Raw genomic sequence first — 20,981 nt, forward strand, 5'->3', positions numbered from 1 at the left:
GGGCACGATAGGACCTCTTGCGTTACCTTTTCTTTCACTCTCCGCTCGGTTTGGGCACGATAGGACCTCTTGCGTTACCTTTTCTTTCACTCTCCGCTCGGTTAGGGCACGATAGCGCTTCTTGCGTTACCTTTTCTTTCACTCTCCGCTCGGTTTGGGCACGATAGGACCTCTTGCGTTACCTTTTCTTTCACTCTCCGCTCGGTTTGGGCACGATAGGACCTCTTGCGTTACCTTTTCTTTCACTCTCCTCTTCGTTTGGACACGATAGCGCTTCTACATTCTACATTCACATCACAATTAACAATTATTTAATATAACAGCCAAAATTTCCCTATATAACACCGCCCCACCAATCTTCTAAAATTAGACACATTTAGACTGTTGTAAGACAGGCAGCTGCTTGTACTACTAATCTGAAAATTCCTATAATATCAAGTTTTATCTTGTTTTCAGTATTTTGATAGTTTTATGTATAAAAATTTGAATATTTAAAAAATTATGGACATAATTTTACCGGCTTTGTTATAATTTAGTAGGGGAGTTGAATACAAATAAAGCAATGAATGGAGGGAGAGAGCGCATGGATTTGGATTTATATCTAAACAGTTATGTGTATGTCATCATATTTTTGCTTTTAGGTATAGCACTTCCAGTTGGAGGATTGACGTTTGGTAAGCTTTTGCGGCCCCATAACCCATATCCTGATAAGTTAGTTCCATATGAAAGTGGAATTTTGCCGACTGGAGATGCACAAGTGCGGTTCAGCGTGGCCTACTACATAGTAGCGCTAGAATTTGTCATATTCGATGTTGAAACCGTTTTCTTATATCCTTGGGCGGTTGCTCTAGACCATCTTGGATGGTTTGGGATCAATGCAATGCTTATATTTATTGTTGTACTTGGGTTAGGTCTTGCGTACTCTTGGAAAAAGAAGGTGCTTGAATGGAACTAAAAAAACAGGGGTTAGAAGAATTCGATCCGGCGATAGTCGAAGAAGTACGACGCAATGTACTTATTACAAAGGTTGAGGAAGTTAAGGCGTGGGCTAGGACAAGATCATTTTGGCCGTTAACATTCGGTTTAGCGTGCTGCGCGATCGAAATGATGGCTACGGGTGCTGCCCGTTATGACTTGGACCGCTTCGGGGTACTTTTCCGAGCTTCACCACGACATGCGGACTTAATGATCGTTGCAGGAACAGTAACTGCAAAAATGGCGCCAGTTGTAAAACGCCTATACGATCAAATGCCTGAACCGAAATGGGTCATTGCAATGGGATCTTGCGCAACATGCGGCGGTCCTTATCACAAAGCTTATAGTGTTGTTAACGGCGTTGACAAAATCGTTCCTGTGGATGTATATATCCCAGGTTGTCCACCAACTCCACCTGCGCTGTTAGATGGCATTGAGAAACTTCGTATACAGATTAGAGAAGAAGCCAAAGGCAAGAGAAGGAAGAAGGTGGGCCAAAGGATATGAGTCAACTATTACTAGATACTGTCTTGAAAAAGTTTGAAGATATATCAGGCCCTGAAGTGGTTGAAGAAAGCAAAATAAATTTTAATGAGCCTTTTTTAACATTGGCTAGTGAGAAGTGGAACTTAGAGTTAGCTCGATTACTAGTGGAAGATGAAAAATTAAGGTTCGATTTCCTATGCTGTTTAACAGGTATTGACTACGAAGAGCATATGGAGGTAGTTTACAATTTTTACTCAATGGAATTAGATCAGTATTTATGCATTAAGGTAAAGATGCCAAGGTCTAATCCAAAAATAATTTCCGTGCAGCCTGTTTGGAAAACGGCCGATTGGCATGAGCGAGAAGCTTATGATTTATTAGGTATCGAGTTTATCGGTCATCCAAATCTAACTCGTATATTTTTAGAGGATGATTGGGTCGGTCATCCACTTCGTAAAGACTACAAGTTTGATAAAGAAGAAATGGGTTTATAGTGGGGGTGACTGTAGATGAGTATAAAAACTGAACAAATGGTATTGAACATAGGCCCGCAACACCCTAGTACACATGGTGTATTCCGAATCGAAGTAGTTATTGAAGGAGAATATATCAGAAAAGCGAAACCTGTCATCGGCTATTTACACCGAGGAACAGAGAAGCTTGCTGAAGATTTAATTTACACCCAATTCATTCCGTATACGGATCGTCTTGACTACATGAATGCAATGACAAATAACTACGTTTATTGTGCTGCTGTTGAGAAGCTAATGGAGATTGAGGCGCCAGAGAGAGCAGAATACTTACGTGTCATTACGATGGAATTAAATCGAATTGCTAGTCACTTAGTTTGGTGGGGAACATACCTTTTGGATATTGGAGCCTTAAGTCCATTCTTATATGCGTTCCGTGACCGCGATACAATTCTTGACCGCTTGAACGAAATTAGTGGGGCGAGAATGACGTTTAACTACATGCGTATTGGTGGCGTTAAGTGGGATGCTCCGGAAGGTTGGATTGATAAGGTAAAAGAAACAGTGAAGTTACTTCGCGAAAATTTTGCTGAATACCACCAGCTTGTCACAGGTAATGAAATCTTCATTGGTCGTACGAAAGGCGTTGGCATTATTACCAAAGAAGATGCGATTAACTGGGGACTTTCAGGACCAATTCTTCGAGGTAGTGGTGTGAAGTTTGATTTACGTAAAAATCAGCCTTATTCGATTTATGACCGTTTTGATTTTGACATTCCGACAAGAGAAGAAGGCGACTGTTTTGCAAGATATGAAGTGAGACTTGATGAGATGTTTGAGTCGTTAAAAATTATTGAGCAAGCATGTGACCAGATTACTGAAGGAGAAATTGTCCATAAAAAAGGTCAACGGATCATGATGATTAAACCACCAGCTGGTGAAACGTACTTCCGTTGTGAAGCATCAAAAGGTGAAATTGGCGTTTACCTTGTAAGTAACGGCAAAAATAAGCCTTACCGTCTAAAATTACGCAGACCTTCGTTTGTAAATGTTGAAATCCTTGCAGATATGTTAATTGACCGAAACATTGCAGACTTAGTCGCAATCTTTGGAAGCCTCGATGTTGTACTCGGGGAGGTCGATGCATAATGGATTTAGTGAATATGATTATTTATGCCGTTACTGTGTTAGGACTACTTCTAGGTGCAGTAACGTATGCGATCCTCTTTGAACGAAAAGTAATTGGTTATATGCAGGTCCGGATTGGACCAAACCGACACGGCCCTTGGGGCTTACTTCAAACCATTGCCGACGTTATGAAACTATTAATGAAAGAGGATATTATTCCTTCTCAAGCAGACCGTAAAATATTCATGATTGCTCCAATCATTGCTTTTGCACCAGCGTATATGGTTCTCGCGGTGATTTCATGGAGTGAAAACATATATGCGGCTGACTTGAACATTGGCGTTTTGTATTTTATCGGTATTTCCTCTATTACCACAATTGGCGTATTAATGGGTGGTTGGAGCTCGAATAACAAATATTCCTTAATGGGAGCGATGCGTGCAGTAGCTCAAATGGTTAGTTACGAAATACCGTTAGTTCTTGCGATAATTGGTGTTGTTATTTTAGCTGGATCCCTTAATTTACGCGATATCGTTTTTGCTCAACAAGACTTGGGCGTCTGGTTTATTATTCCACAATTTTTAGGTTTCGTTATTTACATGATTGCAGCGATTGCCGAGCTAAACAGATCTCCGTTTGACTTGCCAGAAGCTGAGAGTGAGCTAGTATCTGGTTACCATACTGAATACAGTGGTTTCCGTATGGCATTCTTCATGCTTGCTGAATACGTATACGCAATTGCGATTGCCGCTCTTGCTACAACGTTATTCTTAGGTGGCTGGTTAGGACCAGTTTTACCGGGAATTGTTTGGTTCTTATTAAAAATGTGCTTATTTATGTTCATTTGGTTCTGGTTACGTGCAACACTTCCGCGTGTAAGGGTGGATCAATTAATGTCCTTTGGATGGAAAGTTTTAATACCACTAGCGCTACTTAACATTGTCATTACGGCAGTGATAAAAGTATGGATGGGGTGAGATAAATGTTTAGATTTTTAAAAGGTTTCGGAATTACACTCAAGTATTTTGCTGGAAAGAAAGAAACCATCCAATACCCTGAACAAAAACCGGAAATCCCAGACCGTTTCCGCGGAATTCAACGATTTTTTCCAGACAAGTGTATCGTTTGTAACTTATGTGTTCAGGTTTGTCCCACGGATGTCATTACGCTAACAGGTAAGAAGGCGGAAGATAATCCGAAGAAAAAAGTAATTGATACGTATAACATTGATTTTCAAGGGTGCATATTATGTGATTTCTGTACGGAGGTTTGTCCAACTGAAGCGATTGTGATGACGACAAAGTATGATAATCTGTCAGACTATACTCGCGATCCAATGTTTAAGGACATGGAATGGTTAACAAACAACGAAGTATACGGAAACTATAAAATTGATGAACCTGCAGAAGAAGAAACAGAGCGAGGTGACGAGAAATGAGTGGAGAGTTAGTTATATTTCTCATCCTTGCAATTCTAGCAATCTCTTCTTCCGTAATGGTAATTATTTTAAAACGAATTGCTCATCGAGTTTTATCAATGGCTTTTGCATTCTTTGCAGTAGCTGGACTTTACTTTTTACTACGAGCTGAATTTATTGGGATCGTTCAAATCATGGTTTACGTAGGGGCTCTTTCCATTCTCTTTGTATTCGGTATGATGATGACCGACCATAAAACAGTATCGTTTGGTCCAGAAAGAAAGTTTGCCCATAAAGCGTTGAGCTTAGTTGGGGTAGCCATTCTATTAGGACTAATGTTAACTGGTATTTTTTCGCTTGATTTACCAGTAAACCAGGAACTTTATATTGGAACTGCAGAGCAAATTGGGATCGATCTTTACGGTAATTATGTCATAGCATTCCAAGGAGCAGGTATTTTACTACTTGCCGCTTTAGTAGGAGCCATTGTATTGGCACGAAAGGAGGCCGATTAGAATGGTTCCAATAACGTTATATCTTGCCTTAGCAGCTATTCTATTTTGTATCGGCTTATATGGAGTACTTACGAGAAGACATCTCGTAATCGTTCTTGTATCAGTAGAGTTGATGTTAAATGCGGTAAATATCAATCTAGTAGCATTCTCTAGTATTGGCCCGTTTGCAAACATTACTGGGCAGGTATTCACTCTATTTGTAATAACAGTAGCTGCAGCTGAAGCAGCCGTTGGTTTAGCGATTTTAATTGCCTTATATCGCAATCGAAAATCAATTGATGTTATTAAACAAGATCTTATGCGTTGGTAAGGCTAGCTTAAATGAAAGTTCAAAAATGAGGATAAGCGGGGCGGAGAAGATCGAGGCGGCGGAGATTCGAGGAACGGAGTGTACAGAAATACATGAGTACCGCAGAAGCGAGCCAACGAAGAACTGCGACAGCAATGGTTACCGGAATTTTTGAACATCAGCTAGACTAAAAGAGGAAAAGGTGATGGTATGATGCAATTTGCCTGGATAATACCCGTCTTCCCACTATTAGCCTTCGTGTTGCTTCTATTTTTTGGAAGAATACTGAAAGAAAGAGCGGCTTATGTAGGAATAGTTGCCATGGCTGCTTCATTCGGGGTGTCAGTAGTTGTCTTATTCGAAAGAATCGGTGGGGAAGGTTATAAGTACGTTGTAAGGTGGCTTACCTTCGGGGAACACACCATAACAATGGGGTACGAAGTAACAGCTTTAAACGCGATGATGTTAGTAGTTGTTACGACTGTTAGTTTACTTGTTCACTTATTTTCAAAACAATATATGCATGGGGATGATCGTTTCCCTGTTTTCTATTCATACCTAGGGTTATTCTCATTTTCAATGTTAGGTCTTGTGTTATCACCTAACATTCTTCAACTCTTTATTTTCTGGGAGTTAGTAGGGGTTTGTTCGTTCTTACTTGTAGGTTTCTGGTTCTTCAAGCCTGAAGCTGCAGCGGCGGCGAAAAAGGCATTCTTAACAACAAGAATTGGGGACGTCGGGTTATTCATTGGTCTTGTACTTACATTTATTTATACTCGATCATTTGAATATGAAGCAATTTTTGCAGCAATCAACGCTGGATTAGTTGAACAAACAATGGTCACGGTAATTGCTCTTTGTATTTTCCTAGGAGCTGTTGGTAAGTCGGCGCAATTCCCATTACATGTCTGGTTGCCTGATGCGATGGAAGGTCCAACACCTGTGTCCGCTTTAATCCATGCGGCGACAATGGTAGCTGCTGGGGTTTACCTAGTGGGAGTTATGTACCCTGTCTTTTTAGCTTCACCAACAGCGATGACAGTTGTTGCTTATACAGGGGCGATTACAGCCATTTTTGCGGCATCGATTGCGCTTGTAAACACAGATATTAAGCGTGTTTTAGCATATTCAACAGTCAGTCAGCTAGGCTTTATGATTTTGGCTTTAGGAACAGCTGGTTATGTGGCTGGTTTATTCCACTTAATGACACATGCATTCTTTAAAGCACTTTTATTCCTAGGAGCTGGTAGCGTTATTTATGGAATGCACCATCGACAAGACATCCGTGAAATGGGTGGTTTGTGGTCAAAGATGAAGGTTACGGCGATCACATTCTTAATCGGTACACTCGCTATTGCTGGTGCGCCACTACTCTCAGGGTTCTGGAGTAAAGAAGTCATTTTAGCTGCTGTTTGGTACAATGGCGATCCGTTTTTATTCATCATTGCATCGATTACAGCTGCGATGACTGCATTTTATATGTTCCGTCTATTCTTTAAAGTATTTACTGGGAAATACCGTGGTAGTGACTCATTAGAAGCTGGTGAGCACCACCATGAACCACATGAAAGTCCAAAAGTGATGACAATACCGTTAATCGTCTTAGCCGTCCTTGCTGTAGTAGCAGGTTACGTGAATACACCGATTTTCGGTTTTGGACTCGAAGCATTTTTAACAGAAGGTTTAAATGTGGGGAAACAAGCCCATGGTGAGCTTTGGTTAGTTGGTTACTCGATATTAATCGCTGCCGTAGGATTTGGGTTATCCTATCTGATTTATTTTAAAGGGACAATCAAAGAAAATTACTTCCCGAACATGGCGCCAGGAGTACATAAGGTACTACTGAACAAGTACTACATGGATGAGTTTTACTTAGCGGTGTTTGTACGTCCAGTAGTAAGCCTAGGGAAATTCCTTTGGGCCATTGACCGTTTCATTATCGATGGAATTGTCAACGTAACTGGTTATCTTGCAAAGGGAACAGGCTATGTCATTAGCAGAAGGCATACAGGTCAATTGCAAACTTACGGTTTAGTCACAGTCGTTGGTGGAATCGCAGTTATCGCCCTAGCCTTTGTATTAAGGGGGTATTTAGGATGATCCCAAATATATTAACATTACTTGTCTTTCTACCATTACTAGGTGCTTTAATTGTACTCACAATTCCTAATGAGCATAAAAATGTGATCCGTTCGATTGCAGGCATAACGTCATTCGTGACATTGATTATTTCAATTATTGTGTGGAGCAATTTTAATCGCGGTTTATCAGGAATGCAATTTGCTGAGAATTACACGTGGATTGATTTAGGCTTTGTTTCCTTCAATTATGAGCTTGGTGTTGACGGACTTTCCATGCCACTATTAGTTCTTACAACAATCGTCACATTCCTAGCCGTAGTAGCTTCTGTGACAATTAAAGATCGTGTCAAAGAATACTTTGTTTGGATGCTAATCCTTTTAACAGGAATGCTTGGAGTATTTGTTGCACTAGATATGTTCTTGTTCTTCTTGTTCTTTGAGTTAACGCTAATTCCTATGTTTTTTATCATCGGAATATGGGGTGGAAAAGAACGAGAGTATGCAGCATTTAAGTTCTTAATTTACACGGGGCTTGGAAGTGCGTTAATGTTAATTGCCTTTTTTGCGATGTTCTATCAAGGAGCGATGGCATCAGGTCAACCAACATTAAACTTCCTTGCGTTAGCAGAAATTTACGGGAACCCGGCATATGCTGGCATGATATCTAATGCATTCAAAGCAGGCTTGTTCTTAACATTATTTATCGCCTTTGCGGTAAAGTTACCAATCTTCCCGTTCCACACATGGTTACCGGATGCTCACGTTCAAGCGCCTACGGCTGCTAGTATGATCTTAGCAGGTGTGTTGTTAAAAATGGGTGCTTACGGATTACTTCGTGTTGGGTTTGGGATTTTACCGGATCAAGCTGCTAACTTTGCATATTTGATTGCCATTCTTGGTGTGGTAAATATCATTTATGGTGCATTACTTGCTTTGGTTCAAAAAGACCTGAAAAAGCTTGTTGCTTACTCAAGTATATCTCATATGGGGATTGTCTTGCTTGGTGCCGCATCATTTACGACTTCAGGTATGCAAGGCGCTATTTTCCAATTAGTATCACACGGATTTATTGCAGCGCTACTATTCTTTATGGTAGGTGCGATTTACGAACGAACACATACACGCATGATCGAAGAGTTAGGTGGACTTTCAAAAACAATTCCGATCCTAGCTGGATTTTTACTAGCGGCTGCGATGGCCTCGGTAGGACTTCCAGGGATGTCAGGATTTGTGAGTGAGTTTCTAGCGTTTATGGGTATCTTCTGGGCATCTCCTGATGTCATTCCAGCTGCAAAAACAATCGCTGTCATTGCTGCTCTTGGGATTATTCTTACCGCTGCCTATCTACTTTGGGCAATGCAAAGAACGACGTTTGGTCAATTACATCAATCTCATGCACACCTTGAAGATGCACGTCCGATCGAATATGTTCCAATGGTTTGCTTGCTAGGATTAATTATTTTAATCGGCGTTTATCCAGCGATTTTGGGTGATGTTATCAATACTACAGTGATCGACATAGTGTCGAAGATAGGGGGTTAAAGACAATGACAGCATTTAACGCAGACTGGTCTTTAATGACTCCGGAGATTGTCTTAGCAGTTTTAGCTTTAACCGTTTTTACGATTGACTTTACTACAGGAATTCGTGGTAAAAAGCCATTCATCGGAACGTTAAGTGTCATTTCACTTCTTGTCACGATTGTACTGGTAGTCATCTTTAATCAAACTCCAGGTACGATTGGTTCAACATTTGTCGTCGATCCTTTTGCGATGCTATTCAAAATCGTTATCTTACTTGGAGTAGCGTTAGTAATTGTGAATTCGATGTCTTACCTGGATAAACATGATGACATGTATCAAGGCGAATTTTATTCACTATTATTGTTCGCAGCATTAGGTGCGATGCTAATGGTATCTTCTGCAGATTTAATTACGTTGTTTATCGGATTAGAGATCCTAAGTATTTCTTCTTACTGCTTAGCTGGTTTCCGAAAACATCAAGCTAAATCAACAGAAGCTGCGCTGAAGTATGTAATACTTGGCGGAACAGCATCAGCGTTTATTCTTTACGGAATGTCATTTATGTATGGCTTAACTGGTTCGACGAGCCTACTAGAAATTGGAGCGGCTATGCCAACTCTTTACGCTCAGTATCCGTTCTTAATTATGATGTCACTATTCTTTATGGTAGCAGGCTTAGGGTTTAAAATATCAATTGTTCCATTCCATATGTGGGCTCCAGATGTTTACGAAGGAGCACCAACACCGATTACAGGGTTTTTAACAGCTGTTTCAAAAGTAGCGGGATTTGCGATCATGATCCGTATTTTAGCAGTTGGATTTGGTGGAATTTACGATCAGTGGTATTTCGTAATCGCAGTCATTGCAGCTCTAACAATGATTGTAGGTAATACAGTTGCCCTAGTCCAAACCAACATTAAACGCCTAATGGCTTACTCGGGAATTGCGCAAGCTGGATATCTTTTAGTGCCTCTAGCTGCATTGTTAAATATTCATATTTCTCTAAGTATGATTGTGTACTATGCATTTGCGTATGTATTTATGACGTTAGGAGCGTTTGCGATCATATCATATGTGACTGAAAAAGAGAATGATGAAGAAATCTCAAGCTTTGCAGGTCTATATCGAAGATCACCGTTTCTTGCGCATTCAATGACTGTGTTTTTAGTGTCAATGGCGGGACTACCGATTACTGCAGGGTTTGTTGGGAAGGTCTACATTTTCTTAGGGGTAATGACGAGTCAGATGGTTTGGCTTGCGGTTATTATGATCGTAACAAGTACAATCTCATTCTTCTATTACTTCGGGATCATCAAACAAATGTACATGAGGGCACCTAAAGAAGAAGATAGCATGCTAAAAGCACCGACAAGCATTTCGCTTATCGTGACGATTTCTCTTATCGGTACTTTTGGGCTAGCTCTATTCGCCAACATGCTAACCAATTATATGAACGGCTTAAATTGGATCATCCTTTAGTATTACCAAATTATACATGGTTAAACCTACCAGAATAAATATTTTGGTAGGTTTTTTCTTATGAAAATTAAACAATGTCGAACTTTCGAAAAAAATCTCGAAATAAATCTTATTTTGTAGTTTATCCTCCATTTTTCACATAGCTTTTTTCCCTGAAATTCGTTATCATATAAATTGTGACCATGTTTAGGAAAATATGGTTTCAACAATCGATTGCACGGGAAATAAAAGAGAAATAAAGGAAATTTGAATATGAAATTTGAATTGAACTTGAACATCCTAGATAAACTCACACAATTCATAATTCATAATTCAAAATTCACAATTTCTCTCAAGGAGTTATACATATGTATGAGCCATTTGGTCAACAAGCACTTGTACACCTTTTTGTTAACTTAATGTTTTTGGTTGTTATTTGGTGGGCGTTACAAGCATTTCGCTTTGACGTGCTTGTAAAGAACCCGAAAAGTCCTCAGGGAATTGTCTTAACAATTGTCACTACGATTGCGTTAACTCATTTAGTAAGTAGCTTTTTCTTAGATTATCTGAACTACTCAAAAATGCTTCGATTCCTATTTTAACTTTTTAACTAAGCAAAGTTTGCAGTAATCGGCTGATTATGTCGACTTTTAACTACAACTTCCATGTATTTATCCTCTCTATTTGGCAAAAATGCTAGTAAGTAGAGTTCGACGAAACGAACGTTAAGGAGAGAGAGAACATGGGGAATATACAGAGAAAAGATATTATGCAATATGTAGTATACTGCATAGCTTTATTAGGTCTTTATTTTGGTATAAGTTGGAGTGGAGAAGCAACTGATCATAAGTCGACGGGCGAGCTTGCAAAGATTATAGAAGTTATGGACAAACATGAGATTGAATTAACAGATTGGACGCTTTATACAAGGGAGCATTTAAATAGTTGGAAAACTGAAGGTGAGTATGAAGAAGAATTCCGGTTACTCAAAGAGAACACTCCAGAGTTTACATGGGAACCACTTGCAAATGATGAGCTACGAGGCCAAAAAAAGGCAGTAGCTACACGTACTTACCACGACACTCGTGTCACAGAAACACTTACCTACATTGTTTACCCTCACAACGAACAACTACATTCATATCTTATATATAACGTTCATGGCGAGAAGAAAGTAACAGAAGATCAATGGCAAACGCTAGACTGGATTATACAAAATAGGCTTGAAGACTTATTTCAGAACAATACCAAAATTTTCACTTGTGTATCAGGAAACAGCAGTGATAAACTAAATTTTGGTTTTAAAAAACAGGCGGATGCGTTGTTAGCTGATTTTTCGGCACAAACAATTGAATCGTTAAAAGAGGAAACGTTCATTTCCATCTCTGCATACACTAACATATGGAACAATTCTTTAACAACGAATAATCAAAACATGAATTTACAAGTTGCAATTCGAGCAACACAAGGATTGGGCGGTAAAACAACCGTTACAATTGGAACGCCGATAATTACGACTGAATATTAATATATTAGAAACTGGACGTCGGAGGGGAATACGTTGGAAAAAATTATTGTCCGAGGAGGTAACCGATTAACTGGCAAAGTAAAAGTAGAAGGCGCTAAAAACGCCGTTTTACCAGTGATCGCTGCATCTATTCTAGGAAGTGAAGGCAAGAGCCATATTTATGATGTACCAGCACTTGCTGATGTATACACGATAAATGAAGTACTGAGAAATTTAAACATTGATGTGATATATGAGAACGGAGCTATTGAGGTTGATGCCCAAAAGGCATTGAAAACAGAAGCCCCATTTGAATATGTACGCAAAATGCGTGCGTCCTTCTTAGTTATGGGACCACTACTTGCCCGAGTTGGTCATGCAAGAATCGCTTTACCTGGAGGTTGTGCGATTGGCTCAAGACCAATTGACCAGCACTTAAAAGGTTTTGAAGCAATGGGAGCTGTTGTTGAGATAGGTAACGGCTTTATTGACGCCAAAGTTAGCGGGCGCCTAAAAGGAGCAAAAATTTATTTAGACTTCCCTAGTGTTGGAGCAACTGAAAACATTATGATGGCAGCTGCTCTTGCAAATGGAACAACAATCATTGAAAATGCTGCTGAAGAACCTGAAATCGTCTGCTTAGCTACCTATTTAAATTCAATGGGAGCAAAAGTACGTGGCGCAGGTACTGGTACAATTCGTATCGAAGGTGTTGAAAAATTGGTTGGTGCGAGCCATACAATTATTCCAGACCGAATTGAAGCAGGGACATTTATGGTAGCAGCCGCAATTACAGGTGGAAATGTGCTTGTAGAGGGTGCTTTATCAGAGCACTTACGACCTCTTATTGCCAAAATGGAGGAAATGGGTGTCACAATTATTGATGAAGAAAATGGGATCCGTGTCATTGGTCCAGAAAAACTGAAGCCAATCGATATTAAAACGATGCCACATCCAGGCTTCCCAACGGATATGCAATCACAGATGATGTCTCTGTTACTTAGAGCAGAAGGCACAAGTGTAATTACAGAAACTGTGTTTGAAAATCGTTTCATGCACGTTGAAGAATTCCGTCGCATGAATGGAAATATTAAAATTGAAGGCAGAACAGCCATTATTTCTGGCCCAGCAACATTACAAGGAGCAGAAGTTGCCGCAACAGATCTTCGTGCTGGAGCAGCTCTTGTTATCGCAGGACTTGTTGCTGAAGGTTACACGAGAGTGATTGAATTAAAACACATTGATCGTGGATACGTTGATTTTGCTGGAAAATTAAAAGCATTAGGTGCAAATGTTGAACGCGTATACGAGGTTGATCAGTCAAAACTTGAAAACCTTGATGCACCAGCACCACTAAAAGTTAATCCAAACTTAGCATAACGTATCATAGGGACTTACATCGATAAAGGTGTAAGTCCTTTTTACATTCAAAAAAGCAACAGTAAATTTACTGTTACTTTAATTTATTGTTTAAGCGCTTTCATTAGTACTACAAAAGTACTTTCTTTTTGTCTAAATCTTGCTTCATCACAAGTAACTTATAAACAACAGTTTCTGCAATTGTTTTCGGATCTTCTCTGACGACTTTGCAGCGTATTTTTTGATTTTTTAATTGATGATATTGTTGATAAATCTTATCACGATCTGTGTCTTGGCTACCGTGCATGACAACTTCCCACTTATCTGTGATGAAGATGGTGAAAACAACTAGAGCTACAACCGGTCCAATGAGGAATGAAAGAGTCATCCAAAAGCCCCCTATTAATGTAATTACTTACATTATAGCAAATGTTCATAAATTTGTTAAGAATTATTCACAAATTTGTTGAAAAGTATAGTTGACTTTCCTTAGAAAGTTATTGACAAATAGAAAAAGTCACTTCGGAGGAAGTGACTTTCACTAATAAGATTTTATGCAATTGAGAGCCCTTGCTCAAGTTCAGTCCAATCTTTTTCAGCAAGAACATTTTTTGCTAACTCACAAACACCACGGAATGCTTCAGGTGGTGCAAATTTCTGCATTTGGCTCAGCATGCCAACACGCTCATAAACGTTCATCGCTGGTAACATATAAGAAAGGTATACGGCCATTTCTTCTGGAGGAATAGAAGAACGAAGCTTAACAGAAACTTCATCTAATTCCTCATCGGTCATATGCTGCCACAATACTTCCATAACTTCTACTTCTTCTGTTTGTAAGTGATTAAGATATTGTGCAAAAAAGCGATTATAATTTTTTGACCAGTTATTCCAGGCAACTTGACGCTCTTCTTTTGATAGTTGAGGTAAAATGGCAATTGCATCATCTAAACCAACAAGAATTTCCTCGGTACTAGTATGTTCTTCTTCTAATCTTTCAGATAGCGCAGGTGCTAGCTTGTCAACTATTGGTTGAACGAAACTATCCTCGTGTTCAGCGTGACTATGTAACACTCGTGAAAGAGTTTGGAAGACTCTTGTAAACTCAGCTAAAGAAACATCATCCTCAACATTCAATGAACTAGCAGCAGACGAAATGTTACCTAACTCATACCTAAGTCCTTTATGTACAGCAGTAAATAATTCATATCGTAATTCCGTAATTATCCTACTTAGTAAATTAGTGTAAATTATTCAATAATCATAACATGTTTTGGAGGTGGTTTAAATAACTTTTGGATACTTTTTACTATGAATATAGTACTAAAATACAAAGCCGTAACCCTTAATCATTAAAACTTAACTCAACTCATATGATTGAGAAAAAGGACAATTATTGGGGGAGTTTCTAAGATGAAAACAGTAGAACATAGTGTTGTCATTAATAAACCAGTTGATGAAGTGTTTTCTTTTATTGAAGATTTGCAAAGACGGCCAGAGTGGGAACCCGGTGTGGTTGGGGTTGCGGTTTTAAAAGGTTGTTACAATCAACCGGGCGCGGTGATTGAAGTTACAAATCAAGTGTTAGGTAAGAAAATGGTCGCTGAGGCGGAAGTCATTGAATACATCGAAAATGAGAGAGTCATCTGTCGAGCAGAAAAACCATTTTATCATGAGATCGCCAATATATATGAGGATATGGACGGTAAAACAAAGTTTACACGTAGAGCGACGGCCCAATTCGAGAAAGGCGCAGCAAAACTCGCCTCCACTTTAATCATGAACAAACTAGAAAAGACGTTTAAGAAAACCGTGGAAAATGCGAAAGAAGTGATAGAAAGAGAGTGAATTGGTTTGTATTGAGGGTGTCAGGCACCTAAAATGGACAAAATTACTCGAAATGTACGTTTGGAATGGAAAAAGTAATTAGAATAGGTTGGTCCAGAATGAATTCTCTGGGCTTTTTTATTGTAGGCGGACTGAGAGGCTCTTATTTTGCCGAAAACTTTACATTTTCGGTTTTCGCGGTCACAGAAGACCTTATTTGACTAAAATCAGGCTAAAACCGCATAAAAATTAAGAAATAAGAGCCGGTGAGACCGCAAAACTTAAAAATGAGCACTTTTTTCAAAAATAAGGTCTTCTCAGTCCACTCCACCAGAACTTGTCTATCAAAATATACTAGGTTTGTCCTAAACATCCTGAATTTTTTCCTCAAACTTGGTCTAAGCCCTATCATTTTTGCATACAATGCTAGAGAGTAAAATGAAAGAGACCGTCTACTAATCACAGCACAAAATCAAAGTATGGAGGCGTATGTAATGCGACAATTAATTATTTTTGGCACGATTCTCTGCAGTATTATCCTTATTATTCCCACAATGCTAGTTCTAGCATTTCAAGGGGAAGACACTCCTGACAAATCTATGAAACCTACTGTAGTACAAACTTCCAACACAAGTTCTACTAATGTAACCATTCTACCAGCCGAAAATATTAGTGTACCTGTCTTCCGTACAAAAACGCAGGTTCTTGAAGAAGTTGACTTTGAAGAATACATTATTGGAGTTGTCGCTTCGGAAATGCCAGCAGAATTTTCTTTAGAGGCCTTAAAGGCGCAAGCATTGACGGCAAGAACCTTCATTATTAAACATATGCTAAACCCTGGAGATATTACTTTACCTGAGGGCGCAGTTGTCACTGATACGGTTATGCATCAAGTATTTCGAAACGATGCTGAACTTCGAGAGTTTTGGGGCAAGGATTATGCCTGGGCAAAAGCAAAGGTAACAGAAGCAGTTCAAGCCACACGTGGTCAAGTCATTACGTATGAAGGAAGTCCAATTACAGCTTCTTTCTTCTCAACAAGTAATGGCTATACAGAGAATTCTGAGGACTATTGGGCCAATGAGTTCCCTTACTTACGAAGCGTAGAGAGCCCGTGGGATAGTGAATCTCCTAGATACACAAAAGAAACAGTTGTTAGCTCGCAAGAATTTTTCCAAAAGCTTGGTGTGAAACTTCCGGGCGACGGTACAGTTGGAAAAATTACTTCTCGAACAGATAGTGGTAGAGTAGCGTCTGTTGAGATTAATGGAAAAACATTTACTGGTCGAGAAATACGAGAGAAGCTAGATTTAGACTCTAGCGATTTTCAATGGAAGAGAAATGGAAACAACGTAGTAATTCAAACAAAAGGCTGGGGCCATGGTGTCGGAATGAGCCAATGGGGCGCAGAAGGTATGGCAAAAGAAGGCAGAACATACCGAGATATTATTAACCACTATTACCAGGATGTTCAAATTAGCTCAATTGAACCGTTTATCGCAAATCTAACAGCTTCAAGCAGTGTCCAATAGGATGCTGCTTTTTTGAATTCTACCTTTTCAATACATCCTAAATATGTAAAAATAAAAAGGTGACTTTATATCAGAAAAATCATTTAGGGAGTAGAAACTTAATTATGATGAAAAAAATAACAGCATTCTCTTTCGTTTTAGCATTTTTAGGGGTAGGAATATATTTTTTATCCAACTATTACCTTGACGCAAAAAGACAAGCATTAATTGAAAACTATCAACCACCAGAAGAGCAACCAATGTTGGATACTGAATATGATGTCATAGTCATTGGAGGAGAACCTGAAGGAGTAGCTGCAGCAGTTTCCGCAGCGAGAAATGGTTCAAAGACATTGTTGGTTGAAAAAAGAGAAAACCTAGGTGGATTAATGACATTCGGAATGCTGAACTATATTGATATTGTTCATGGAGTTAACAATAAAAGTGCAGTAGGTGGTATTTATAACGAATGGCATAAATTAGTTGGGAGAGGTACATCCTTTGATATTGAACTTGGGAAAGCAGCATTTCTAAAATTAGTTAAAGATGAACCTAACTTAACATTGGTATTAAATACAGAGTTTGATGATGTTATAAAAGAAGATTATTCACAACATGTAATTGGTGTCAATCTTGTAAACGAAAATGGTCACTCACTTGTTTATGGCAAACGTTTCATTGATGCGACTCAAGATGCTGACTTCGCAGTAATGGCAGGAGCACCTCACTTTATTGGTGGCGAAGATATTAATATGAAGGATCGCTTAATGGCGGTTACAATTATGCTTCACCTTAAGAATGTTGATTGGAATGGTGTGCGTAAAGCAGCGAGAGACCAAAAGTTTGGATACGGAGAGGTGACCAGGTTAAATGCTTGGGGCTTTAACGACCTTCATTTTATGTACGAGCCTAAAGAGGAAAACACAAGGTTACGAGGTCTAAACATTGTCCGTGTACCTAAGAAAGAAGAAATTTTTATTAATGCCCTACAAATCTTTGGTGTTAACGGGTTAGATGAACAGGAAAAGCAAGCTGCTCTTGAAAAAGGAATTCGAGAAACAAATCATATCGTAGATTACTTGCGTAAAGAATTTCCAGGTTTTGAAAACGCAGAAGTTGCTAGTTATCCTTCAGAGTTATATGTACGTGAAACACGACATCTTTTAGCAGAATATTATTTGCCAATGTCTGATGTTTGGAAAAATGCGGATCACTGGGATAGCATTGGTTTTGGTGGCTATCCAGTAGATGTACAAGCAACGTCGATTGGTGATTATGGATACATTATGTCTAATCCTGTGCAATATGCCATACCGTTTCGATCGTTAGTGCCTTTAGAGATTGAAAATGTTCTCGTTGTTAGTCGGTCAGCAGGGTATTCATCCATTGCAGCTGGTAGTGCGAGGATTATTCCTACAGGAATGGCAGCTGGTGAGGCTGGAGGCGTAGCAGCGAGAGTTTCCATTGATCATGACCTAACATTTAGGCAGCTTTCTCAGAGTGTTGATTTAATTATGCAAGTACGCGAAACTCTATCAGCTCAGGATGCAAAAGTTGATTATTTCAGTGTTAATTATCCTTATGAAGGTGAATGGTTTGACGAATCTATCCAATTTCTAATAGATTACGGCTTAGTTTCAGGTGGTTATGAAAATGAACTGTTTGTAAACGATCATATGAACTTAATTGCTTTTTCAAACATCATTAGCAATGGATTACTTCGAATAGATGACATTCTATACCAAGAGTATTGGGATAAAATTAAGCGAGTATATTCAATTGAAGGCGCTGGTAATCATAATGTTGATCGAGATACTTTGGCAGCATACTTAGTTTCATCATTCAGCGACGAACCTGTTGATTATGACAACTGGGATACTGCTTTTCAATTAAACCTTATTGATCACTATATATATGATTTGATCCCTGAGAACCGAGAATTAATCCGTGCTGAGGTATTTTATATAGCAGAAAAATTACTAAAACATTTATCAAAATAAATTTTTAAAATCTATGAATAATTTCAGCGATCTTGTCGAAAAATAATTTGTTAAAATTTATTTGTAATTGTGTATATAATTCTCGCAATTTGATCAGACTGATTGCTGAGGTGATGATCAAATGAGAGAAGAAAATCAATCTTCTAAATTAGCAAAAATGAAGGCAAGCCTTCAAAAACAAATGAAAAAACGTTGGGTATTACCTGCAGTGTATCTTGGTTTAGCAGCGGTAGTATTAAGCGCAGTAATCTGGCTTCAAGGATCTGAAGAACAAATCGTACAAGAAGATCCAAATATGGAGCAAGGACAAACTGATACTAATCCTGGTGTAAACTATGAAGAAGCACTACCGGTAACAGCAGTCAATGAAGTATTCAAGAAGCCATTCTTAAATGAAGCAGAAGTGAACGTAATTGGTTACTTCTTCGACTTCAACGCAACTGAAGAACAACAGCAAGCTGCTCTCGTATTTTACGATAATACTTACTACCAAAACAAAGGTATGGACTTCGCATTAGAGAGTGGAGAAACATTTGATGTTGTTGCAGCATTAAGTGGTACTGTAGTTAAAGTAGAAAAAGACGCTTTATTTGGTAACCTAGTTCATATCGAACATGACAACCATGTTGTTACAGTGTACCAAAGCTTAGAAGGTGTAAAGGTTGAAGAAGGCCAAGCTGTAAAACAAGGCGAGGTTATCGCACAAGCTGGTAGAAACCTTTACAACCAAGATGCAGGAATTCACGTTCACTTCGAAGTACGTCATGATGGCGTTCCAGTAAACCCAGCAACACTATTCGATCAACCAGCAACAGCACTTCCAAATGCTGCTGAAGGCGATGTAGCTGAAGAAGCTGACGATGAAGAAGTAGAAGAACCAAGCGAAGAAGAGCTTGAAGAACAAGATTAATTTGAAAAATAGTCTCTAGCAATCGTGCTGGGGGCTATTTTTTTGTAGTATGAAACAAAAACTACGGTTACTTCAACCTAAATAATTGTTTACAGTCCAACTCGGTAGGTTCCAATCCAAACTATTGGTGGCCGCGGCGAGCAATTTTTGTTAAAGGATCAAGATCATTTTTTTAGTGCATGAGGCTAACTTCCAACAGCTCGGTAGCGAGATAGTCAAGCAAGTGACTTAGCAGGCTACGAGCATTGTAAAGGGTTGATGGCCAGTGAAGAGGGCTAGTAAGGTTTCGTCTCATACTGGAATGATCGGCTCCGGCGTTGGAGTGTTTCTTCAACAAGCGAGCACGTCCTCCTAAGGAATAACTTTTCTCGTTGGTGACCCATATCTTCATAACCGCTTTCTTTCTACTACAAAAGAGCAAAGTGATAGAGCTCGAATTTTTTTGGGCAGGGTTGAGAAGGAACACCGCGGACCATCGCTAGATCATCCAATTCGCGCTTAGTTCCGTTGGAAATAGCTTCGATCGAATAAAAAAAGAAGTGCTGTTTCCATTCCATCATTGCTTGCAGCTGCTGGCGATAAAAGATGGTATTTTTGAAGGAACACCGTTGCAGAGAATTACGGAGCTGGCAAAGCTTAATGCAATCAACGAAGACTTTGCCGGAGAACTAATGTACGCTTATAGTATTCTTTTATAAATTCGAGTAACGCAAGGTTGGACTCGTTTTAAACAGGGCATTGAGAGTAGCTCAGTTGTGAAATTTACTCACTTAAAGTCGCGGGAGAAAGAAGAACTAATTCAGGCATTGAAGATAGTTTCTGCGTTGCAAAATCAAGTGCTAGCTTCGTTTTGATTGTAATGTAAAAAGGCGCATAACGTTATGCGCCTTCTTCTATTCTTTTCGCATGAACAATTAACCGGTGTGTTGGATTGGTCATGGGGTGGCAGGTGATTAACGTAATGATATCATGTCCAGTGTCTTCTAATACTGAAATATCGCTGGGTAAAACAAGCTTGATATCTTGAACAATATAGTTTGTCATTTCTTGGTTAGTATAGATAGCAATCTGATCACCCGTAGTCAACTCATCTAACCGATTGAACAGCTTTCCAAATGCATGACTTCGGTGTGCGGCAACCGCTGTGTTTCCAGTTCCCCCTAATGGCGCAGTGCCTTCTAAAAATCCGGCTCCAAATTTTAAATTTGCCTCTGTAGCACCGTACAATATTGGTAACAACAAGTCAATCTTTCCAATCTCAATCATGCCTATAACACTACTACCAATAATCTCAGGATTTACCTCTTCTTCGACTTCAGGCATATCCTCATCGTATTTAATTTCTAACAAACGGTTTACTTCAGAGAAACTAGCTACTGCCGCATTGCTACTTCTAAACTCTTTAATGAGTTTATTTTTCTGATAGTAACTATATTGATCAGCGATCTTTGGATAAAAAATTGTTATGATGCCGACCGATATTAGGAAAATTGCCATAAACTTCTTCATTGCTTAACACCCCTTC

General features: G+C 39.1%; 21 protein-coding genes and 1 pseudogene. 19 read left to right on the forward strand and 3 right to left on the reverse strand.

Annotation, left to right across the window (positions count from 1 at the left end):
• The first annotated feature begins 583 nt into the window (after window positions 1-583).
• The 14 genes from DS745_RS04750 to murA all read left to right on the forward strand — a co-directional run bounded on the left by DS745_RS04750 (window position 584) and on the right by murA (window position 13,229).
• Window positions 584-955 (forward strand): NADH-quinone oxidoreductase subunit A, encoded by a 372-nt coding sequence (locus DS745_RS04750; protein ID WP_129077140.1) that lies wholly within the window; start codon window positions 584-586, stop codon window positions 953-955.
• The gene (locus DS745_RS04755) at window positions 946-1,482 is read left to right on the forward strand and encodes a NuoB/complex I 20 kDa subunit family protein (protein WP_129077141.1); all 537 of its coding nucleotides are present in this window, start codon (window positions 946-948) and stop codon (window positions 1,480-1,482) included. The genes DS745_RS04750 and DS745_RS04755 overlap by 10 nt, the downstream gene beginning before the upstream one ends.
• Entirely contained in the window at window positions 1,479-1,955 is a 477-nt protein-coding gene (locus DS745_RS04760) for an NADH-quinone oxidoreductase subunit C (RefSeq protein ID WP_129077142.1), read from the forward strand. Before DS745_RS04755 ends, DS745_RS04760 begins: the two co-directional genes overlap by 4 nt.
• 15 nt (window positions 1,956-1,970) lie before the next feature.
• On the forward strand, window positions 1,971-3,080 hold the full coding sequence (locus DS745_RS04765; protein ID WP_129077143.1) for an NADH-quinone oxidoreductase subunit D: 1,110 nt from the start codon (window positions 1,971-1,973) through the stop codon (window positions 3,078-3,080).
• Window positions 3,080-4,036, forward strand: a complete 957-nt coding sequence (gene nuoH / locus DS745_RS04770) for an NADH-quinone oxidoreductase subunit NuoH (RefSeq protein WP_129077144.1) — start codon at window positions 3,080-3,082, stop codon at window positions 4,034-4,036. The genes DS745_RS04765 and nuoH overlap by 1 nt, the downstream gene beginning before the upstream one ends.
• Window positions 4,037-4,041: 5 nt before the next feature.
• The gene (locus DS745_RS04775) at window positions 4,042-4,497 is read left to right on the forward strand and encodes a NuoI/complex I 23 kDa subunit family protein (protein WP_129077145.1); all 456 of its coding nucleotides are present in this window, start codon (window positions 4,042-4,044) and stop codon (window positions 4,495-4,497) included.
• The gene (locus DS745_RS04780) at window positions 4,494-4,991 is read left to right on the forward strand and encodes an NADH-quinone oxidoreductase subunit J (RefSeq protein WP_129077146.1); all 498 of its coding nucleotides are present in this window, start codon (window positions 4,494-4,496) and stop codon (window positions 4,989-4,991) included. The genes DS745_RS04775 and DS745_RS04780 overlap by 4 nt, the downstream gene beginning before the upstream one ends.
• A gap of 1 nt (window position 4,992) precedes the next feature.
• Window positions 4,993-5,301, forward strand: a complete 309-nt coding sequence (gene nuoK, locus DS745_RS04785) for an NADH-quinone oxidoreductase subunit NuoK (protein WP_196121195.1) — start codon at window positions 4,993-4,995, stop codon at window positions 5,299-5,301.
• Window positions 5,302-5,490: 189 nt separating this feature from the next.
• Complete coding sequence (gene nuoL, locus DS745_RS04790) at window positions 5,491-7,380, forward strand: NADH-quinone oxidoreductase subunit L (protein WP_129077147.1); 1,890 nt, start codon at window positions 5,491-5,493, stop codon at window positions 7,378-7,380.
• The gene (locus tag DS745_RS04795) at window positions 7,377-8,903 is read left to right on the forward strand and encodes a complex I subunit 4 family protein (RefSeq protein WP_129077148.1); all 1,527 of its coding nucleotides are present in this window, start codon (window positions 7,377-7,379) and stop codon (window positions 8,901-8,903) included. The genes nuoL and DS745_RS04795 overlap by 4 nt, the downstream gene beginning before the upstream one ends.
• A 5-nt stretch (window positions 8,904-8,908) precedes the next feature.
• Window positions 8,909-10,363, forward strand: coding sequence for an NADH-quinone oxidoreductase subunit N (locus tag DS745_RS04800; RefSeq protein ID WP_129077149.1), 1,455 nt, complete (start codon window positions 8,909-8,911; stop codon window positions 10,361-10,363).
• 347 nt (window positions 10,364-10,710) lie between these two features.
• The gene (locus DS745_RS04805; RefSeq protein ID WP_129077150.1) at window positions 10,711-10,944 is read left to right on the forward strand and encodes a DUF1146 family protein; all 234 of its coding nucleotides are present in this window, start codon (window positions 10,711-10,713) and stop codon (window positions 10,942-10,944) included.
• 140 nt (window positions 10,945-11,084) lie between these two features.
• A complete protein-coding gene (locus DS745_RS04810) occupies window positions 11,085-11,870 on the forward strand; it encodes a YwmB family TATA-box binding protein (RefSeq protein WP_129077151.1) in 786 nt (261 codons plus the stop codon).
• A gap of 33 nt (window positions 11,871-11,903) precedes the next feature.
• Entirely contained in the window at window positions 11,904-13,229 is a 1,326-nt protein-coding gene (gene murA, locus DS745_RS04815) for a UDP-N-acetylglucosamine 1-carboxyvinyltransferase (RefSeq protein WP_129077152.1), read from the forward strand.
• 109 nt (window positions 13,230-13,338) lie between these two features.
• On the opposite strand, the gene DS745_RS04820 is transcribed toward murA, so the two are convergent.
• Both DS745_RS04820 and DS745_RS04825 read right to left on the reverse strand, forming a co-directional pair.
• Window positions 13,339-13,596 carry a hypothetical protein gene (locus DS745_RS04820; RefSeq protein WP_129077153.1) on the reverse strand — a complete coding sequence of 86 codons (258 nt, stop codon included), beginning with the start codon at window positions 13,594-13,596 and terminating at the stop codon, window positions 13,339-13,341.
• Between the two features lie 164 nt (window positions 13,597-13,760).
• Entirely contained in the window at window positions 13,761-14,462 is a 702-nt protein-coding gene (locus DS745_RS04825) for a hemerythrin domain-containing protein (protein WP_129077154.1), read from the reverse strand.
• Between the two features lie 159 nt (window positions 14,463-14,621).
• On the opposite strand from DS745_RS04825, the gene DS745_RS04830 reads away from it, so the two are divergent.
• The 5 genes and pseudogenes from DS745_RS04830 to DS745_RS25085 all read left to right on the forward strand — a co-directional run bounded on the left by DS745_RS04830 (window position 14,622) and on the right by DS745_RS25085 (window position 20,310).
• Window positions 14,622-15,056: an SRPBCC family protein gene (locus DS745_RS04830; protein WP_129077155.1), complete on the forward strand. Its 435-nt coding sequence runs from the start codon at window positions 14,622-14,624 to the stop codon at window positions 15,054-15,056.
• A gap of 473 nt (window positions 15,057-15,529) precedes the next feature.
• The gene (spoIID, locus tag DS745_RS04835) at window positions 15,530-16,567 is read left to right on the forward strand and encodes a stage II sporulation protein D (protein WP_129077156.1); all 1,038 of its coding nucleotides are present in this window, start codon (window positions 15,530-15,532) and stop codon (window positions 16,565-16,567) included.
• A 104-nt stretch (window positions 16,568-16,671) separates the two neighbouring features.
• Window positions 16,672-18,546, forward strand: a complete 1,875-nt coding sequence (locus tag DS745_RS04840) for an FAD-dependent oxidoreductase (RefSeq protein WP_129077157.1) — start codon at window positions 16,672-16,674, stop codon at window positions 18,544-18,546.
• Window positions 18,547-18,667: 121 nt separating this feature from the next.
• Complete coding sequence (locus DS745_RS04845; protein ID WP_129077158.1) at window positions 18,668-19,456, forward strand: stage II sporulation protein SpoIIQ; 789 nt, start codon at window positions 18,668-18,670, stop codon at window positions 19,454-19,456.
• A 527-nt stretch (window positions 19,457-19,983) separates the two neighbouring features.
• Window positions 19,984-20,310, forward strand: a pseudogene (locus tag DS745_RS25085) (putative nucleotidyltransferase substrate binding domain-containing protein).
• Between the two features lie 25 nt (window positions 20,311-20,335).
• Here the strand turns inward: DS745_RS25085 and DS745_RS04860 are convergent.
• Window positions 20,336-20,965, reverse strand: coding sequence for a class D sortase (locus DS745_RS04860; protein WP_129077160.1), 630 nt, complete (start codon window positions 20,963-20,965; stop codon window positions 20,336-20,338).
• Window positions 20,966-20,981 lie beyond the last annotated feature (16 nt).

The sequence above is a fragment of the Anaerobacillus alkaliphilus genome (genome assembly GCF_004116265.1).
In the GTDB taxonomy this organism is placed as follows: Bacteria; Bacillota; Bacilli; order Bacillales; family Anaerobacillaceae; genus Anaerobacillus; species Anaerobacillus alkaliphilus.

Bases quoted from the DNA above. Each gene is read 5' to 3' on its own strand.
- DS745_RS04805 (WP_129077150.1), top strand. From the start codon at position 10,711: ATGTATGAGCCATTTGGTCAACAAGCACTTGTACACCTTTTTGTTAAC.
- nuoH (WP_129077144.1), top strand. From the start codon at position 3,080: ATGGATTTAGTGAATATGATTATTTATGCCGTTACTGTGTTAGGACTA.
- DS745_RS04810 (WP_129077151.1), top strand. From the start codon at position 11,085: ATGGGGAATATACAGAGAAAAGATATTATGCAATATGTAGTATACTGC.
- DS745_RS04765 (WP_129077143.1), top strand. From the start codon at position 1,971: ATGAGTATAAAAACTGAACAAATGGTATTGAACATAGGCCCGCAACAC.
- DS745_RS04860 (WP_129077160.1), bottom strand. From the start codon at position 20,965: ATGAAGAAGTTTATGGCAATTTTCCTAATATCGGTCGGCATCATAACA.
- DS745_RS04830 (WP_129077155.1), top strand. From the start codon at position 14,622: ATGAAAACAGTAGAACATAGTGTTGTCATTAATAAACCAGTTGATGAA.
- DS745_RS04820 (WP_129077153.1), bottom strand. From the start codon at position 13,596: ATGACTCTTTCATTCCTCATTGGACCGGTTGTAGCTCTAGTTGTTTTC.
- DS745_RS04775 (WP_129077145.1), top strand. From the start codon at position 4,042: ATGTTTAGATTTTTAAAAGGTTTCGGAATTACACTCAAGTATTTTGCT.
- spoIID (WP_129077156.1), top strand. From the start codon at position 15,530: ATGCGACAATTAATTATTTTTGGCACGATTCTCTGCAGTATTATCCTT.
- DS745_RS04760 (WP_129077142.1), top strand. From the start codon at position 1,479: ATGAGTCAACTATTACTAGATACTGTCTTGAAAAAGTTTGAAGATATA.
- DS745_RS04750 (WP_129077140.1), top strand. From the start codon at position 584: ATGGATTTGGATTTATATCTAAACAGTTATGTGTATGTCATCATATTT.
- DS745_RS04840 (WP_129077157.1), top strand. From the start codon at position 16,672: ATGATGAAAAAAATAACAGCATTCTCTTTCGTTTTAGCATTTTTAGGG.
- nuoK (WP_196121195.1), top strand. From the start codon at position 4,993: ATGGTTCCAATAACGTTATATCTTGCCTTAGCAGCTATTCTATTTTGT.
- DS745_RS04800 (WP_129077149.1), top strand. From the start codon at position 8,909: ATGACAGCATTTAACGCAGACTGGTCTTTAATGACTCCGGAGATTGTC.
- DS745_RS04795 (WP_129077148.1), top strand. From the start codon at position 7,377: ATGATCCCAAATATATTAACATTACTTGTCTTTCTACCATTACTAGGT.
- nuoL (WP_129077147.1), top strand. From the start codon at position 5,491: ATGATGCAATTTGCCTGGATAATACCCGTCTTCCCACTATTAGCCTTC.
- DS745_RS04755 (WP_129077141.1), top strand. From the start codon at position 946: ATGGAACTAAAAAAACAGGGGTTAGAAGAATTCGATCCGGCGATAGTC.
- DS745_RS04845 (WP_129077158.1), top strand. From the start codon at position 18,668: ATGAGAGAAGAAAATCAATCTTCTAAATTAGCAAAAATGAAGGCAAGC.
- DS745_RS04780 (WP_129077146.1), top strand. From the start codon at position 4,494: ATGAGTGGAGAGTTAGTTATATTTCTCATCCTTGCAATTCTAGCAATC.